Origin of the sequence: Euzebya pacifica (genome assembly GCF_003344865.1) — a bacterium.
Lineage (GTDB): Bacteria > Actinomycetota > Nitriliruptoria > Euzebyales > Euzebyaceae > Euzebya > Euzebya pacifica.
Window position 1 is genome coordinate 2,543,242 of record NZ_CP031165.1, and the last position, 16,496, is coordinate 2,559,737.

At 71.6% G+C, this 16,496-nt stretch carries 15 protein-coding genes; 6 read left to right on the forward strand and 9 right to left on the reverse strand.

The window, feature by feature from the left end; all coding sequences use genetic code 11:
• Positions 1-27: 27 nt before the first annotated feature.
• On the forward strand, positions 28-405 hold the full coding sequence (locus DVS28_RS10730; RefSeq protein ID WP_114591444.1) for a YciI family protein: 378 nt from the start codon (positions 28-30) through the stop codon (positions 403-405).
• Positions 402-1,715, forward strand: a complete 1,314-nt coding sequence (locus DVS28_RS10735; RefSeq protein WP_114591445.1) for an RNA polymerase sigma factor — start codon at positions 402-404, stop codon at positions 1,713-1,715. The genes DVS28_RS10730 and DVS28_RS10735 overlap by 4 nt, the downstream gene beginning before the upstream one ends.
• Here the strand turns inward: DVS28_RS10735 and DVS28_RS10740 are convergent.
• The 5 genes from DVS28_RS10740 to DVS28_RS10760 all read right to left on the reverse strand — a co-directional run bounded on the left by DVS28_RS10740 (position 1,694) and on the right by DVS28_RS10760 (position 6,954).
• Complete coding sequence (locus tag DVS28_RS10740; RefSeq protein WP_114591446.1) at positions 1,694-2,506, reverse strand: transglutaminase-like domain-containing protein; 813 nt, start codon at positions 2,504-2,506, stop codon at positions 1,694-1,696. The two genes, DVS28_RS10735 and DVS28_RS10740, sit on opposite strands and share 22 nt — an antisense overlap.
• A gap of 383 nt (positions 2,507-2,889) precedes the next feature.
• A complete protein-coding gene (locus DVS28_RS10745) occupies positions 2,890-3,309 on the reverse strand; it encodes a VOC family protein (RefSeq protein ID WP_114594118.1) in 420 nt (139 codons plus the stop codon).
• Positions 3,310-3,319: 10 nt separating this feature from the next.
• Positions 3,320-3,769, reverse strand: a complete 450-nt coding sequence (locus DVS28_RS10750) for a helix-turn-helix transcriptional regulator (RefSeq protein ID WP_114591447.1) — start codon at positions 3,767-3,769, stop codon at positions 3,320-3,322.
• A gap of 36 nt (positions 3,770-3,805) precedes the next feature.
• On the reverse strand, positions 3,806-4,777 hold the full coding sequence (locus tag DVS28_RS10755; RefSeq protein ID WP_114591448.1) for an NAD(P)-dependent alcohol dehydrogenase: 972 nt from the start codon (positions 4,775-4,777) through the stop codon (positions 3,806-3,808).
• Positions 4,774-6,954, reverse strand: coding sequence for an MMPL family transporter (locus DVS28_RS10760; RefSeq protein WP_114591449.1), 2,181 nt, complete (start codon positions 6,952-6,954; stop codon positions 4,774-4,776). Before DVS28_RS10760 ends, DVS28_RS10755 begins: the two co-directional genes overlap by 4 nt.
• A gap of 232 nt (positions 6,955-7,186) precedes the next feature.
• Between DVS28_RS10760 and DVS28_RS10765 the strand changes: the two genes are divergently transcribed.
• Both DVS28_RS10765 and DVS28_RS10770 read left to right on the forward strand, forming a co-directional pair.
• Positions 7,187-8,410, forward strand: coding sequence for a sensor histidine kinase (locus tag DVS28_RS10765; protein WP_216826548.1), 1,224 nt, complete (start codon positions 7,187-7,189; stop codon positions 8,408-8,410).
• Positions 8,411-8,426: 16 nt separating this feature from the next.
• Entirely contained in the window at positions 8,427-9,116 is a 690-nt protein-coding gene (locus tag DVS28_RS10770; RefSeq protein WP_114591450.1) for a response regulator transcription factor, read from the forward strand.
• Positions 9,117-9,147: 31 nt separating this feature from the next.
• Here DVS28_RS10770 and DVS28_RS10775 read toward each other — a convergent pair whose 3' ends face one another.
• Entirely contained in the window at positions 9,148-9,861 is a 714-nt protein-coding gene (locus DVS28_RS10775; protein WP_114594120.1) for a pyridoxamine 5'-phosphate oxidase family protein, read from the reverse strand.
• Positions 9,862-10,118: 257 nt separating this feature from the next.
• Between DVS28_RS10775 and DVS28_RS10780 the strand changes: the two genes are divergently transcribed.
• Entirely contained in the window at positions 10,119-11,981 is a 1,863-nt protein-coding gene (locus DVS28_RS10780; protein WP_216826549.1) for a VanW family protein, read from the forward strand.
• A 69-nt stretch (positions 11,982-12,050) separates the two neighbouring features.
• On the forward strand, positions 12,051-12,911 hold the full coding sequence (locus DVS28_RS10785) for a hypothetical protein (RefSeq protein ID WP_164710381.1): 861 nt from the start codon (positions 12,051-12,053) through the stop codon (positions 12,909-12,911).
• 33 nt (positions 12,912-12,944) lie between these two features.
• Here DVS28_RS10785 and DVS28_RS10790 read toward each other — a convergent pair whose 3' ends face one another.
• From DVS28_RS10790 to DVS28_RS10800, 3 genes are all read right to left on the reverse strand, one after another.
• On the reverse strand, positions 12,945-14,111 hold the full coding sequence (locus DVS28_RS10790; RefSeq protein WP_164710382.1) for an SGNH/GDSL hydrolase family protein: 1,167 nt from the start codon (positions 14,109-14,111) through the stop codon (positions 12,945-12,947).
• Between the two features lie 106 nt (positions 14,112-14,217).
• Positions 14,218-15,942: a CocE/NonD family hydrolase gene (locus tag DVS28_RS10795; RefSeq protein WP_114591454.1), complete on the reverse strand. Its 1,725-nt coding sequence runs from the start codon at positions 15,940-15,942 to the stop codon at positions 14,218-14,220.
• Positions 15,943-16,020: 78 nt separating this feature from the next.
• Complete coding sequence (locus DVS28_RS10800; protein WP_164710383.1) at positions 16,021-16,446, reverse strand: hypothetical protein; 426 nt, start codon at positions 16,444-16,446, stop codon at positions 16,021-16,023.
• Positions 16,447-16,496: the final 50 nt, after the last annotated feature.

Sequence of the window (16,496 nt, forward strand, 5' to 3'; positions counted from 1 at the left end):
CCGCTGGACCCACCACGAGGAGATGCCATGCCGCACTACATGCTCAGCGTCCACATGGACCCCACCCAGGAGCGCCCACCCATGACCGAGGAGGACATGGCCGGCCACATGACGGCGCTCGAGGCGCTGGAGACCGACATGCACGACAAGGGCGCCTGGCTGTTCTCCGCGCGCATGCACGGCCCCGAGTCCGCCTCGGTGGTGCATCACCGCGACGGCACGCGGGCGGTCACCGACGGCCCCTACATCGAGACCAAGGAACACCTCGGCGGCTTCTACGTGATCACCGCCGCCGACCTCGACGAAGCGCTGGAGTGGGCCGACCGGACCAGCGCAACGGTCGGGATGCCGATCGAGGTGCGGCCGTTCGCCGGCTTCTCCGAGGAGCCCCACCGCACCCAGTGACCGTCCCGGACACCGAATGGGTGGGGCGGACCTTCCAGCAGGAGGCCGGACGGTCCCTTGCGGCCCTGGTCGCCGCCTTCGGGGACGTTGACCTCGCCGAGGACGCCATGCAGGAGGCGTTCGCGCGGGCCCTGGACCGCTGGCCGGAGGTCGGACTGCCGGCCAATCCGGGTGGGTGGATCACCACCACCGCCCGCCGCTGCGCCATCGACATCCTTCGTCGTGACCGGCGCGGCAGTGACCTCCTCGCCCGTGCCCACCCGGTCGACCTCATCGGTGGGCCGCCCGGCGGGGACCACGATCGCGGTCGAGGGGTCACCGCCAGCGACGACGGGCACCCATCACAGGAGGAGGTCGTGGTGGACGAACGACTGCGGCTGCTCTTCATGTGCTGCCATCCCGCGCTGCCGCTCGACGGCCGGGTGGCCCTCACCCTGCGACTGCTCGGTGGCCTGTCGACCGCCGAGGTGGCACGGGCGTTCCTCGTCAGCGAGCCGACGATGGCGCAACGCCTGGTCAGGGCGAAGCACAAGATCGTGGCCGCGACGATCCCGTTCGCGATGCCGGCCGAAGCCGACCTCCCCGAGCGGCTCGACGCCGTCCTCGGTGTCGTCTACCTCATCCACAACGCCGGATCGAACGCCCCGGAGGACGGAAGTCGCCCCTCGCCGCGCCGTGAGGCCATGCGGCTCGCCCGCCTGCTCCACGAGCTGATGCCCGACGAGCCGGAGGTGACCGGGTTGCTCGCCCTCCTCCTGCTGGCCGACGCCCGGCAGCACGCACGCTGGGACGACGACGGCCGGCTGGTGCTCCTGCGCGACCAGGACCGATCCCGGTGGTCACCACGGCTGGTCGCGGAGGGACAGGCGCTGGTCCGGTCGTGCCTGCGCCGCAACCGGCCCGGCCCGTATCAGGTGCAGGCCGCCATCAGCGCGGTGCACGCCGACGCGGTGAGGGTCGAGGACACCGACTGGCCACAGGTCCTGGCGCTGTACGACCACCTGGCCGAGCTCGACCCCAGCCCGGTCGTGTCGCTGAACCGTGCCGTGGCCGTGGCAGAGGTCCACGGGGCGGCGTCGGCGCTGGCGCAGGTCGAGGCCCTGGGCGGGCTGGAGGGCTACCCGCCGTGGCACGTCACCCGCGGCGAGTTCCTGGCCCGTCTGGGCAACCCCGACGGCGCACGCGAGGCCCTCCGACGCGCGCTCGACCTCGCCTCGGACGACGGCACCCGCCGTCACCTGCAGCGCCGGCTCGCCGAGCTGGACGGACCGCCCGCCACCGGGGGCGCTCAGACGGCGTCGACCTCGTAGGTCCAAACCCGGAAGTTGGTCAGCTCGTGGGGGCCGAAGCTGGAGATCAGCGCCACGTCTGCCGCATCACGGCCCCGTGAGACCACGATCCGGCCGATCCGGGGGCTGTTGTTGCGCGGATCGAAGGTGCACCACCCCTGGTCGAGGTACACCTCGATCCAGGCGCTGAAGTCCATCGGATCCAGGACGGGCGGCAGGCCGATGTCGCTGATGTGGCCGTTGACGTAGCGGGTGGGGATGTTGAGCGCACGGCACAGGGCGACCGCCAGGTGCGCGAAGTCACGGCACACCCCCACCCCCTCCTCGAACGTCTCCTGTGCCGTCCGGGTTGCCCGGGCCTCGCCGTAGTCGAACCGGACGTGCTGGTGCACGAAGTCGCAGATCGCCTGGACCCGCGACCAGCCCGGCGCCAGGTGGCCGAACATGTCCCACGCCGTCTGGCTCAGCAGGTCGGTCTCGCAGTACCGGCTGCCCTGCAGGTAGACCAGCGTCTCCGACGGCAGGTCGGGGACGGCGACCTCCCTGGCCGCGGGGTAGGCGACGTCGAAGAGCCCGTCGACCGACACCGTCGCGTCACCCCACAACGAGAACGCCCCAGCCGGTGCGACGAGGCGACGGGCCCGGTTGCCGTGCAGGTCGATGTGGGTGGAGCTGGGCACGGCGGGCGTGGTGAAGAACGACTCCGGCGCGCGCAGGTCACGCATCAGGTCGGGATGCACCGACAGCAGGCAGATCAGCGGCGTCGGGGCCTCGCAGGTGATCCCGATCTCGTAGCCGTAGCGAACCAACATCGGGTGCCCATCAAGCCGTGGTGCCGGATGCGGTTGCGTCCGACACCACCATCCTCGCAGCTTCGGGGGAGGTGCTGACGAGTCGTTGATACGGAGTAGCCGATGGGCGGATCGTGCCGGTACCCACGCAACGGTTGGGCCCCGATCGCGCCGGTGGCCACCCGGTTCGGCCGGGCGGATCGTGCCGGTACCCACGTAGGGGTGGGTTGGGCCCCGATCGCGCCGGTGGCCACCGGGGCCGGGCGGCGGCGGATCGCGCCGATCATCGGCCCACGGCGACGCAGGCCCCGATCGCGCCGGTGGCCTTTCGGGTCGGCCGAGCGGATCGCGCCGGTGGCCACCCCGACCGGCCACCCCGATCGCGCCGACCGGGGGAGGGTGGGTCAGGCCTGCTCGGCGGGGGTGGTCTGCTCGATGCGGACCATGTTGCCGGCGGGGTCGCGGAAGGCGCAGTCGCGGGGTCCCCAAGGCTGCTCGGTCGGCTCCTGCATGACCTCGGCGCCCGACGCCTCTGCGGCTTCGAACACCTTGTCGAGGTCGTCGGTACGGAACACGACCATGCCGAACACCCCCTTGGTGACCAGCTCGGCGATGGTGTCGCCGTCGGCCTCCGAGCGGCCGCCGTAGGGGTCGGACAGGACGATGTCGGTCCCGGGTTGGTCGGGGATGCCCAGCGTCACCCAGCGGTGGCCGCCGGAGCTGACGTCGTTGCGGACCTCCAGGCCCAGGGCATCGCGGTAGAAGCCGAGCGCGGCCTCGTGGTCGGTGACGGTGACGTGGCAGTAGCGAAGTGCGAGAGTCATGCGCTGCACGCTAGTGAGCGGAAATCCCCGACGCTTCTCCGATCCTGCTCGACCGGCGACCAGGGGATCGTGGTGGTCGGGTGTTGGCCTTGGCGACACAGGTCGGCATCGCCTTCTCGGCGGGGTGCTCCTGTGCGCGGTACTCGCTCGGTGACATCCCCACGACCTCGGTGAACCGGCTGCTGAACGACCCCAGGGACGAGCAGCCGACCGCCATGCAGGCGTCGGTCACGCTGGTTCCGGCCCGCAGCAGGGTCATGGCCCGCTCGATGCGCCGGGTCATCAGGTAGGCGTAGGGCGTCTCGCCGTACACCGCCCGGAACCGGCGGGAGAAGTGAGAGGGGGACATCAGCGCCCGCCGGGCGACCGCCGCCACGTCCAGCGGCCGGTCGTACTCCCGGTCCATGAAGTCACGGGCCCGTCTGAGGTTGGCCAGGTCAGCCAGCGTCTCGGGTTGCATGGCCCCGAGGCTAGACGTCCGGGACCGCATGCAACGTCACACCTCGATGACAACCTTTCCCCGTGCATGGCCCAGTCGGAGGTAGCGCAGGGCGTCGGGGACGTCGGCGAACGGCACCACACGGTCGATCACCGGTGACACGGCCCCGTCGGCCACCAACCCGATCACCGCCGCCAGGTCGGCCGCGTTCGGCTTCCAGCCCACCACGCCGATGGTCCGGCGCTGCAGGTGGTTGGCCAGCACGCCGAGCAGGACGTGGGTGGCGGGGCCGAGCAGCTTCCCGCCGCCCCCGCCGACCAGCACGAGGCGGCCGTCGGGGACCAGCGTCCGCAGGAACCGCCGCAGGGGATGGGTCCCCTTGGTGTCGATGAGGACGTCGTACGCCGTTCGTTCCTCGGTGAAGTCCGTCACTGTGTAGTCGACCACGGCAGCGGCGCCGAGCGAGCGGACCAGCTCGGCGTTGCCGCCGCTGCAGACCCCGGTGACGGTCGCGCCCGCGGCCACGGCCAGCTGCACCGCGAACGTGCCCACCCCACCGGACGCGCCGTTGACGAGCACCCGGTCGCCCGCACCGACCCGGCCGACGGCATGCACCGCCTTCCACGCCGTCTGCCCGGCCATCGGCACAGCTGCCGCCTGGATGTCGGTGACGCCGTCGGGCACGACGACCAGCCGGTCAGCCGACGCCACCGCCCGCTGCGCGCAGGCGCCGAGCTCGACCTCGCCGAGGACGCGGTCGCCCACGGCCAGGTCGGTCACCCCGTCACCGAGGGCGACGACCTCGCCGGTCAGGTCGGCGCCGAGGATCGCCCCGGCCCGAGGACGCCGCAGCCCGAGCGACACGCGAGCCACCAGCGGGTCGGACCCGAGGATCCGCCAGTCGTAGGGGTTCAGCGCCGCCGCCCGGATGTCCACCAGCACCTCGCCGGGGCCCGGGGCGGGGTCGGGCACGTCCTCCAGGCGCAGCACGTCGGGGCTGCCGTAGCGGTCGAACGTCCAGGCCTTCACGAGATCTCCTCCAGCGAGCGCGGGCGGGTGGTCACGTCGATGACGGGAACCGCTGGGGCGGATGCGACCGCGTGGTCGAGGTCGACGTGGGGCAGCAGACGATCCAGCCAGCCGGGCAGCCACCAGTTGGCGCGGCCCATCAGCGCCATCGTCGCAGGCACGATCACCATCCGGACGATCGTGGCGTCGAGGACGATCGCCGTCGACAACCCGAGCCCCATCATCTTCACCAACGGCGAGGTGTTGCCGACGAAGCTGCCGAACACCGCCATCATGATCAGGGCGGCCGAGGTGATGACGCGGCCGGTACCGGCCATGCCCCGGGCGACGGACTCGGCGTTGTCGCCTGTCACCGCGTACTCCTCGCGGATGCGCGAGAGGAGGAAGACCTCGTAGTCCATGGACAGGCCGAACAGCACGGCGAAGAAGATGGTCGGCATGGGCGAGGCGATCAGGTAGGTGCCGTCCAGTCCGAACAGGCCACCGAACCAGCCCCACTGGAACACCGCGACGACGACGCCGTAGGCCCCGCCGATGGACAGCAGGTTCATCACCGCCGCCTTCAGCGGGACGGCGACGGAGCGGAACACGACCATCAGCAGCAGGAACGATGCGGCAAGGATGGCGGCGACGAACACCGGCAGCGTGTCAGTCAGCTGGGTGGTCAGGTCGTCGGTCATCGCGGTCAGCCCGGCTACGTACAGCCCGTCGGGCGCGACAGCCCGGACGCGCTGCAACGTCGCCGACGTCGCGGGGTCCGCGGCGTCAGTGGCGGGTACGACCGGCACCACGACCGCGTCGCCGCCCGGCGACGTCACGGGTTGCCCGACCATCACCACGCCGGGGTCGGCCCGTACCGCGGCCACGATCGTGGGTACGTCCTCGGCGGCCAGGCCGGTGTCGACCAGGTCCAGCACGAGCAACAACGGCGCGTTCGACCCCGGGCCGAAGCCCTCGGCCAGCAGGTCGTGGGCACGGCGATGGGTGGTCTCCACCGAGTCGTCCCCGGCGTCGGGGAAGCCGGTCTCCATGCGGATCGCCGGGGCCGCGAGCAGCACCAGCAGGGCCGTCGCGGCCAGCAGCCACGGCCACGGGCGGCCGGAGACGCGATGCGCGAACTGCCACCAGCGGGTGTCCTCGCTCGGCACCGGCGCGCGGCCGCGCCCGATCAGGCGACCAGCGTCGATGCGGTCGCCGAGCAGCGTGAGGATGGCCGGCAGCAACGTCAGGGCGCTGGCGACGGCGAACAGCACCACGAGGGAGGTGGCCAAGCCGATCGATCCGAGGAACCCGAGGCCGGTCAGGACCAGGGCCGCCATGGCCACCACGACAGTCCCGCCGGCGAAGACCACCGCCGACCCGGAGGAGCCCATCGCGAGGGACAGCGCCTGTTCGTTGGGCAGCCCGGCGGTGCGGTGCTCGCGGTACCGGGCGACGACGAACAGGGCGTAGTCGATGCCGACCCCGAGGCCGATCATCGCGCCGATGGTTGGCGCGGAGGTGGAGGTGTCCATGACCGCGGCGAGCAGGGTGATCCCCCCGAGGCCGGCGGCCACGGCGGTCAGCGCGAGGGCGATCGGCACCAACGCTGCGACGACGGTGCCGAACGCGATGACGAGGATGACGAGGGCCGCCACCAACCCGATGGCCTCCGCGCCCGACGTCTCGGTCTCGGCGTTGATGAAGATCGCGTCACCACCGAGCTCTGCGGCGAGATCGGCGCTCCGGGCCGGTCCCACGGCTGCGTCGAGGGCGGCGAGCGGCGCCGGTCCGAGGTCCACCGACGGCGTGTCGAAGGCGATGGTGGCGAACCCGATCCGGCTGTCGTCCGACACGGTGCCGTCGACGAACGGATCGGAGACCGCGACCACGTGGTCGACGGCACGGATCCGTTGGAGGGCGTCGGCGATCACCTCGCGGTGGGCGACCAGCGGCTGGCCGTCCTCGGCGGCGAACACCGCCATGGCGCTGCCCCCTGCAGCGTCGGGGAAGCGGTCGGCCAGCAGCTGGTTGGCGCGTTCGCTCTGGCTGCCCGGGGCCGTCATGTCGTCGACGAACGCGCCGCCGATCGATCCGGCCGTGGCGAGGACGACGATGATCCCCATCAGCCAGGCAGCGATGGTGACCCATGGGCGGCGGGCGCTGGCGTCGCCGATGCGACGAGCGAGCTGGTACACGGTTGAGTCCTTCTCGATTGGCGGGGCGTCCTGCGGGTGCCGGGACCGGCACGTCGAGGTCGACCCTCCCCCCCGCACGGTGCGCTCGTCGCCCGCTGCGAGAACGGTTCGTTCCCCGTCCCCGGGAGGGTCCTTCGGTCCGCCGCGCCGGCCCCGTCTCCTCCCTGCGACGGGCGGCGATCTCCATCCAGGGGAGGGTGTTGCGGGCGAGGCGTTCCCCTACGGTGAGCGGGTGAGCCCCGGGTCGACCACCGCTGCCCGCCGGAACGTGGACACGCCCGGCCCCCTCGGCGCGCCACGACCTGCGGAGCGGGTCCGACGGTCGGGCCCGTTCGTGCGCTGGCCGCGCACGGCAGACGCGGTGCTTGCCACCGTCGTGTTCGTGCTGACGACGACGGTGACCGAGGGGCCCGGCGACACCCTGATGACCCGGTCCGTGCAGGACGTGCCCGTCCCGGCGCTCCTCGCCTTCGCCGTCGCGTCCGCTGCCCTGTATCGCCGTCGCCACGAGCCGCTGGTGGTCCTCGCCGTGGTGCTGGTCTGCTTCGCAGCGACGCTCGACTCCGGCTTCGCCGACGCCGGCGGCACCCTGCTGATCGGCCTGTACAGCGTCGGCCGGTACGCCCCCTCCCAGCAACGGGGAATCGTCGGCGTCGTCGTCGCCATCGTCCTGATCGCCGCCGACGGACTGCTCGCCGGACTGCCGTGGGGCGAGGTCGTGGTGTCCGGCGTGGCCATGGAGGTGGCCTGGTCCATCGGTCGTCGGCTGCGTCTCCGCGGTGAGCGGGCGGTGGCCCTCCAGCGCGAGAAGGACGTGGAGGCCCATCGGATCGTGATGGAGGAACGCACACGTATCGCACGCGAGCTGCACGACGTCGTCGCCCACCGGGTCAGCTCGATGACGGTGCAGGCCGGCGCCGCCAAGGCCGTCGCGGCACGTGACCCCGAAGCCGCCCTGCGTGCGATGACGGCGGTGGAGGAGGCCGGCCGCGAGGCCCTCGACGAGCTGCGGCACCTCCTCGGCGTGCTGCGGCTCGAGGCCGACCTCGACGGTGCGGGTCCGCAACCGGGACTGCAGGACCTACCCCGCCTGGTGGAGCAGACGCGTCGCGCAGGGCTGGAGGTCACGCTGTCCATCGATGGGGTGGCCGCGCCGCTGCCAGCGCGGGTCGAGCTGTCGGCCTACCGGATCGTGCAGGAGTCGTTGACCAACGTCCTCAAGCACGCCGGCCCGGGCGCTCGGGCCGACGTCACCCTGCAGGCAGACCGGCGCCGGCTGGTCGTGGAGGTCCTCGACGACGGCGCCGGGGTGAACGGCGAGCCCGGCAGCGGCCACGGCATCGTCGGCATGCGGGAACGGGCCACCCTCCTCGGGGGCAGCCTCGTTGCCGGCCCGCGACCGCGGGGCGGGTACCTGGTTCGCGCCGAGCTGCCGATCGACGGAGACGCCGCGTGAGCAAGGAGAACGTGCAGTGACCATCCGTGTGGCGGTCGTGGACGACCAGACGTTGGTCCGCAGCGGGTTCGCGATGATCCTCGGCGCCAACGACGACATCGACGTGGTCGCAGAGGCGGCGACCGGGGTCGAGGCGGTTGCTGTGGCCCGCGAGCATCGTCCCGACGTCGTGCTGATGGACATCCGGATGCCCGAGATGGACGGCATCGAGGCCACCATCCGCATCCTGCAGGAGGCAGACACGACGCCCGGCCACGAGGTCCGGGTGCTGATCCTCACCACCTTCGACCCCGACGAGTACGTCTACCGGGCCCTCCGGGCCGGTGCCAGCGGGTTCGTGCTGAAGGACACCCCGGCCGACCAGCTGGTGCAGGCGGTGCGCACCATCGCCGACGGCGGTGCCCTGCTGGCCCCGTCGATCACCCGTCGGCTGATCAGCCGGTTCGGCCAGCAGCTGTCGACCGACCGAGCGGTCGCCGACCGGCTGGACCGGCTGACCGAACGGGAGCGGGAGGTCACCGCCGCGGTCGCCCGTGGTGCCTCCAACGCCGAGATCGCCGAGGCGTTGTTCATCGGTGCGGCGACGGTGAAGTCCCACGTCTCCAACGTCCTGACCAAGCTGGGCCTGCGCGACCGCGCGCAGATCGTGGTGTTCGCCTACGAGAGCGGCCTGGTCGAACCCGGCGACATCGACATCGGGTACTGAGTGTCCTGGCTCGGCTGGCCCGACCGGCCGGTCAGCCCGTCAGAAGGCGTACCGACGGTGAGACCGGGATGTCGTCGGCGAGGTCGGGGGAGGGGAGCGGCGGTCCGAACGTCGTGGTCATCGGCACCACCCCGGCCCACACCGGCAGGTCCATGTCCTCCGGTTCGTCGTTGGGCGGGCCGGTGCGCGTCTTCACCGACGCCTCGGCCAGCGGCAGCCGCGCGACGACCGTGGCCGACAGCTCCCGTTCGGTCGGTCGTCGCAGCTCCGCTGCGCGCCCGGGCGCCACGTGATCGACCGTCGTGTCCAGCGCCAGCAGCATCTCCTCGCGATCGGTGACCAGCACGGCATCACCGACCACGACGACGCTGCGGTAGTTGATGGAGTGGTGGAACCCGGAGCGGGCCATCACCAGCCCGTCGATCAGGGTCACCGACAACGAGATGGGCCACGGCGTGTCGGCGCTGAGCCCCAGCCGGCTGCCGGAGGAGGCGTGCAGGTAGACGTGGTCGTCGATGCGGGCCTGCAGCGTCGGGATGACGATGGGGTGGCCGTCGTGCACGTAGGCGATGTGGCAGAACGGGGTGGCGTCGAGGATGGCGTGGACCGCCTCGGCGTCGTAGCGGCCCCGCTTCTTGGTGTCGCGGCGCACCTTCACACGATCCGATCCGGGTTCGCCACGGCCGTCCTCGGCAGGGGTCCACCGACGGTCTGCGCTGCGCGGGGGCGGGGAGATGTCGCTCATGGCCGACAGCATCGCCCAGGCGCCGATGGCCACTCCTGTGTCAATCGGTCAGGCACACCACGAGACGGCAAAGCTGGTGGCGGAACCGGAGGCACGTTCTACACTCACTGTGCTGCCCGGCCCCGCTGGATGGTTCCCCCCGTGCCCTCCAGGTCCGTGTGGCCGGGCAGCACCTCGTTCCCCGGCCCCATCGTGTCGCGCGGGGACGGTGGTTCGGCTGCGGCTGGTCCACGCGGTACCGTGGTCGCGTGCGTGACGTGACGACTGACACCCACGCCAGCGACGAGGCAGGGGAGACTCCCTCGACCGAGACGCCGGACACCGAACAATCAGCTTCCAGCAAGGCATCCAACGCCGGTGGTACGGGCATGTCCCGCGCCGACTGGCACGACACCATGACGGTGGAGGGTGGCGGCAGGCGCTGGGGTTGGATGCTCGGACTGGTCGGCTCGACAGCGGTTCTCGCGGTTGCTGGGGTGCTGATGGCCATCAACCTTCCCGGGGGGACCACCCTTGCCGGGACGTCGGTGGCGTCCGTTGACGACGCACCGGCGGCGCTGCAGGAGGCTGCGGGCACGCTGACCAGCCTCCCGCTCCGGTTCTCCACCGATGCCGGCACCGAGCTGGTGCGGACCGGTGGGGACCTCGGCCTCACCGTCGACGTGCGCGGCACGATCAGCCCCATCGAGCAGGGCCTGCCCTCGATCTCGGCCTGGCTGCGCCGGCTGCCCTCCGGGCCCCTCGCGGCACCGCTGCAGCTGGAGCCCTACGACGGTGATGTCCTGACCGAGGTGGCCGCCGCGGTGACCGCCGAGCCGATCAACGCCGAGCTCGACGTCCGCGCCTCCGGGATCGACACCACCCCCGGCGTCGACGGGCTCGACGTCACCAGCGAGGACGTCCGACAGGCACTCGACACGGCGCTGGACACCATCGAGACCACCGACCCCTCCACCTGGCCGGAAACCCTCGAGGTCACCGTGGCCGGGTCGACCGTTGCGCCGCCCGTGACCCAGGCCGACATCGACGCCGTCGGCGAGGTCGTCGACCGCCTCGAGGCCGCCGAGGTCGTGGTGACGGGCGAGGTGATCCTGCCTGCCGACCCCGAAGCCGACGAGGACGAGGAGTCCTCGGAGGAACGTCGTGGGCCACAGGCGATCACCCTCAGCCGCAGCGAGCTGCGACAGCTCGTCGACGTGGCCGTCGACGCCGAGGCCCCGGAGGGCGAACGGCTGCGCCTGGTACCCGACCCCGACGGCACGCCCGGGCGCCTGGTCGCCCTGATGGACCTGGCGCGCGTGCGCCCGGAGGTGACGGCCCACGTCGAGAACCGGTCGCCGACCCCCACCACTGACGACGATCCGACCGATGTGTCCGACATCACCGGTGACCTGGTCCTGGACGAGGTCGAGCCGGGTTTCGAACCCGACCGTGAGGCCACCCTCGCGCAGGTCATCGACGCGGCGCTGGCCGGGGGCGGTGAGGTCGAGATCGTGGGCGAGACCGACTCCGAGGTCAGCCTTGCCGACATGGGCATCGTCGAGCCGATCTCGACCTTCACGAGCTACTACACGGCCGGCCAGTCCCGCGTGCAGAACATCCGTCGGATCGCCGAGATCGTCGACGGGGTCATCGTCCCCGCCGGAGAGGCGTTCGAGGTCAACCACTTCGTGGGACGTCGGACCGTCGAGAACGGGTTCACCGTCGGTGGGGCGATCCTCGACGGCGAGCTCGTCAGCGACATCGGTGGTGGCGTCAGCCAGTTCGCCACGACGTTCTTCAACGCCGCTTGGTTCGCCGGCATCGAGCTGGTGGACTTCAAGGCCCACAGCTTCTACTTCTCGCGGTACCCCCCGGGGCGCGAGGCGACGATCAACTACCCCAACGTCAACCTCGAGATCCGCAACGACACCCCCTACGACATCCTCATCGACACCGACAGCAACGAGACGTCGGTCACGGTGACGTTCTGGTCGACGCCGTACTGGGACGTGCAGACGGTCATGGGACCGTGCGGGTGCGGCGGGTCGTTCCGGATCACCAACGAGCGGATCCTGACCGCGCCGGGTGGTCAGCCGGTCACCGAGGAGTACACCACCACGTACTCCGTCCCCAGGTAGCCCCGAGCCGTCCCCCGGTAACCCCAAACCGTCCTTGCCCCCGAGCGGGGATGGGCGCATGCTGGACCCGTGGTGCTGATGAGCGGATGCGGCGCCATCGTGCTTCTTGCGCTGGCGGCGGGGGTTCGTTGGCGCGCGGTGGAGTACCGGGCAGGGTGGTACGCCGCGCCCATGCCGCCGCGGCGGCTCCGAGCCGGCGTGTCGATGTCCCGCCGGATCTTCCGCGAGGCGGCGGTGATGGTCCTCGCGGGTGCGCTGGTCGGCTTGCTGCTGATCGGACCTGCGGCACGGCTGGCGATGCGGGCCCTCGCCGTGCTGGCTGGCCCCGAGGCGCAGGGACGCCCCATCGAGACCGGTACCGCCATGGGCGCGATCACGGTCGAGGGGACGCTGGTCGTGGTCGTGTTCGGCGGCCTCCTGGCCGGGCTCCTGCTGGCGCTGGTCCACACCCTGCTGCGGCGGCTGCTGCCCGACGGCTGGCGCGGCGGGTCGGTGGTGGGGTTGGCGGTGCTGGTCGTGGCCGGACCGCTCATCGACCCGCTTCGTCCCGACAATCCCGTCTTCGCCAACGTCGGCCATGCCTGGGTTGCCGTGCTGCTGTTCAGCGCGATCGCCATCGCCGCCGGTGCCGTGCTCGCCGCGGTGCATGCCCGCCTCTCGCAGGCCGTCCCGCTGCCCGCCATGCGGCCCGTTCGTGCATGGTTGCCCTACGTCCCGCTGGCGATGCTGGTCCTGCCCGACCTGCTGCTCCTCACCGAGCTGCTGACCGCCGGCGGGGTTGGCGTGGTCCTTCGACGGCGGGGGGTGATCCCCCTCTCCGAGCGGACCGGTCGCCTCCTGCGGGTCGCCGGTGTGGTGCTGGTGGTCGGCGTGGTGAGCTGGAAGGCCCCGGGGTTCGCGCTGGCCGTCAGCCACATCGTCGGCGGCTGATGCCGCCTGTGCAGGCGGCCGCGACGAGCTGGGTCAGCCGGTCTCGATGGGCAGCAGCGGGAGGAGCTGGCTGACGAGGCGTTCGGCGCCGGACCGGGTCAGGTGGATGCCGTCCCCGAGCCGCATCTGGGTCAGCGACCCGTCGCCCGCGGGCAGGTAGTCGGCGTAGCGTCCGTCGTCACCGGCGAACACCCGGCGGGCATCGACGAACGACACGTAGGCACGCGCTGACGCCTCGGACTGGTACAGGCTCGACAGGTACTCCATGCGCTCGTCGAACTCGGTGTCGCGCATCACCGGCTGGCCGATCCAGATGACCGCGCGGCCGTCGGCGGTCAGCAGGTCCATCAGCCCGCCGATGCGCGAACGGTAGATCGCCTCCCACTCGTCGGTGCCGAGCTGGCGGAACTGGCCGCCGTCGTCGATGACGTCCTGGCCGTCGTTGGCGCCGACCATGACGACCCAGATGTCGGGATCCTCCTCCGCCATCAGCTGGGCGGCGCGGGCCGGCCAGTCGTAGAAGTCGGGACGGGACAGACCGGAGGAGTAGGTGAAGTCGTGGAACGCCTCACCCGGCACACCGGGCCGTCCCATCCGCTGGATCAGGGTGGGACCGATCTGCTCGGTCAGCGAGTCGCCGATCACCCCGACGACCAACGGCTCGGTCTCGGTGAACGGGCCCTCGAGCCGGCCGGTCAGGGTGGGCTGGTCCTCCAGGGACGCCCCGGCCTCGGGGATGGCGACGGCGTCGCCGAGGGCGGTGTCGATGGCCTCTCGGCCGGCCAGCGCGGCAGCCGCACCGAGGGCGTCACCAGCTTCCTGCGGCGCCGACTCGCCGGCGTCCACCGTCGCCGCCGCGGTGCCGCCAGCCGTCCCTGCGTCGGCGTCGCGGCCGAGCCGGTCGGCCAGCAGGGCACGCGGCTGGTCCAGGCCCAACAACCCGCTAATCTGCTCGAAGGGCCACACCAGCACCTGGGAGATGTCGCGCTTCAGGCTCGGGGGCTGGCGGTCGGCCGCCTCGGTCAGCGCCGTCACGTTCAGCAGGCCGCCCAGCAGCAGCGCGACCACGATGACCACCAGCGCCCGGCCGGCCGGCATGGTCCGTCGGGCGGGCTCGCCGACGGTCCTGGCGTAGCTGCGGGGCAACCGCGGGGTCGACCGGCGAGGCCGGCCGGGTTGCGTGGTGGTCCCGGCTGTCATGTGTGGCCACCGACCGTACGGCCCGGCCCGCCGGGCGCCAAGCAGCGCCGACGGGCCGGTGGGTCGGGCCCTTCGGGTGCCAGGCCCTCCGGTCAGGGCATGGCGGTCAGCGCAGGAACGACGACAGCGTCTCTGCCACGAGCAGCGAGGACACGTCGAAGGGCGCACGCTGCAGGTAGCTCTCCAGACGCGGGGCCGGATCGCCGGCGAGGTCGCTGACCCGGGCGGACGGCAGCATCGGCAGCTCGACCTGACCGCTGACGACCTGGACGTCGGCGTTGGTCGGCACATGGATGTAGTTCTCGGTGTTGGCGTCGGAGACGCGAACCGCCAAGCGGTGTCCGGGCTCGAACACCCAGTCCGTCGGCCACATGGTGATGACCTCGGTCCCCACGGCATCGACCATACCGGCGCCCCGGGTGATCATCGTCGCCCGCCCGTCGGGGGCGACGTCGTAGAGGTTCACGACCACGTTGGCGCGGGGCAGGGTCGGGTCGATCAGCATCGTGGCGACGGGGATACCGGCGAGGTGGGTCCGCTCGGCGTAGGGATCGCCGAAGGTCCACACGCCGTCGGTGAGCGACCCGGTGGACAGGACGCCGCCGGCGCCCAGGCTCGAGTCGGCCGAGCCACGACCGGTGCCGTCGTCGACGTAGACGCCCCCACGGAGGCGCATGTCGGTGAACACCGTGTCGGCAGCCGGCAGGCTGTCCTCGCTGCGCCAGGTCCCGTCGGAGGTCTGGGCCGCCACGGTGTAGTCGGGGTAGTCCGGCAGCTCGGCCAGCGAGGTGCCCTTCACGTGCCGCTCGAGGAACGCGGTCGTCTCGGCGAACCAGCTGTCACGACCCATCGCGAAGGTGCAGCCCTCGGAGTACTGGTCGCACGTACCGATGGTGTCGTTGCCGCGGACGTGGTCCCACCAGCCGATCCACAGGTGCTTGGGCCCCTCGAGGGCGTTGAACAGGTCCAGCGCCCCGCCGCCGATGTTGGTGGCGTTGTCCAGGTACCCGGCGGTGATGAACGTCGGGATCGTGGTGCCCTCCGCGCGCTCGGGAAAGTCGCGGATCGTCCAGAACGGGATGGTCTCGTCGTCGCGGAAGTGGTTGACCTCGTCCGGCGAGCAGTACGCGGTGTGGGTCAACGCGTTGAGGGTGTACTCGGGGTCGCTCGCGGTCGACATGTTCGCCTCGCCGCTGAGCCGGTAGGTCGCGGGATAGGCGAGGGACTGCAGCAAGCGGACCCGGTCGTTGTGAGTGGCGCGATAGCGGTCGGGGCCGATCGCCTGGGCGATGACGGCGTCGAGCCCGCGGGGGGAGTTGGCCAGCGCAGCTGCGCCGGTGTTGGCGTCGTAGGACTTGCCGTACATCGCGATGCCGTCGGCCCAGGGCTGGTCGTCGACCCACTCCACGGCGGTGACGATGTCGGTCTGCTCGCCGACGCCGAGGATGTCGAGGCAGCCGGTCGAGCCGGACGTGCCGCGGGTGTGGACCTGCACGACCGACCAGCCGTTGGCGAACAGGCCCTCGCCGTCGTAGGCACCGTAGAAGAAGTCGGTGAAGCGCTTGGACCAGTCCGTGCCGCCCTCGTCACCGAGGTAGGGGCTGACGATCAGGAGGACCGGACGGGGGCCCTCCTCGGCGGGCATGTCCGCCGGGTGCAGCACGTCGGTCAGCAGCGTGATCCCGTCGGGCGTGGTGATCGTGGTCTGGGTCCACACCGGCTCGGCAGCCGCCGCAGCGGCGGGGGCGGGACGCAGGCCGGCCAGCGCCAGCCCGAGCGCCAGCACGACGGTGATCAGGCCAGCAACGGCAGGGCGAATGGACGACGACATCAGGGCGAGCTCCTCTGGACAACGGGGGTTGTCGGAGGGGTTCGCCGTCGGGGGGTCGTTCTCCTGCCGGTGGCCCCGTCAGCTCTTGGGCGCCTCGAGGTGCGTCACGGGGATGCCGTGGGACCGTTCGACCCGCCGCGGCAGGTCCATCGCGATCCACTTCGACGGGCCGGCCGGCAGCGTCGACAGGATGATCTCGTCGAACGTGTCGTGGCTGTTGGCCCTGATCACATCACCGATCGCGTCGTTGGGACGTGAGCTGCCCAGCTCACCGGTGACCTCCTTGACGCCGAGCTCGCCGAACCGACGCATGGACTCCTTGAGCCGGCGGTGGGCGTCGATGGTGGCCTCCTCCTCGTCGTGCATGTGGAAGCCGTCCGGTGCTGCGGACGTGGGCGCGAGGACGTGGAAGCGTGCCTCGGGATCCTCGGCCCGTTCGCGCAGGACTTCGAGCAGGTGTTCACCCCCGAGCGTCAGGTTCGCGACGACGAGATACCTGGGCATGGCGACCACCTCTTCGGTTGTGTTTCCTGCTGGCCACGGTACGCCGCTCG

Bases quoted from the DNA above. Each gene is read 5' to 3' on its own strand.
- DVS28_RS10730 (WP_114591444.1), top strand. From the start codon at position 28: ATGCCGCACTACATGCTCAGCGTCCACATGGACCCCACCCAGGAGCGC.
- DVS28_RS10790 (WP_164710382.1), bottom strand. From the start codon at position 14,111: ATGACAGCCGGGACCACCACGCAACCCGGCCGGCCTCGCCGGTCGACC.
- DVS28_RS10745 (WP_114594118.1), bottom strand. From the start codon at position 3,309: ATGACTCTCGCACTTCGCTACTGCCACGTCACCGTCACCGACCACGAG.
- DVS28_RS10795 (WP_114591454.1), bottom strand. From the start codon at position 15,942: ATGTCGTCGTCCATTCGCCCTGCCGTTGCTGGCCTGATCACCGTCGTG.
- DVS28_RS10740 (WP_114591446.1), bottom strand. From the start codon at position 2,506: ATGTTGGTTCGCTACGGCTACGAGATCGGGATCACCTGCGAGGCCCCG.
- DVS28_RS10775 (WP_114594120.1), bottom strand. From the start codon at position 9,861: ATGAGCGACATCTCCCCGCCCCCGCGCAGCGCAGACCGTCGGTGGACC.
- DVS28_RS10800 (WP_164710383.1), bottom strand. From the start codon at position 16,446: ATGCCCAGGTATCTCGTCGTCGCGAACCTGACGCTCGGGGGTGAACAC.
- DVS28_RS10750 (WP_114591447.1), bottom strand. From the start codon at position 3,769: ATGCAACCCGAGACGCTGGCTGACCTGGCCAACCTCAGACGGGCCCGT.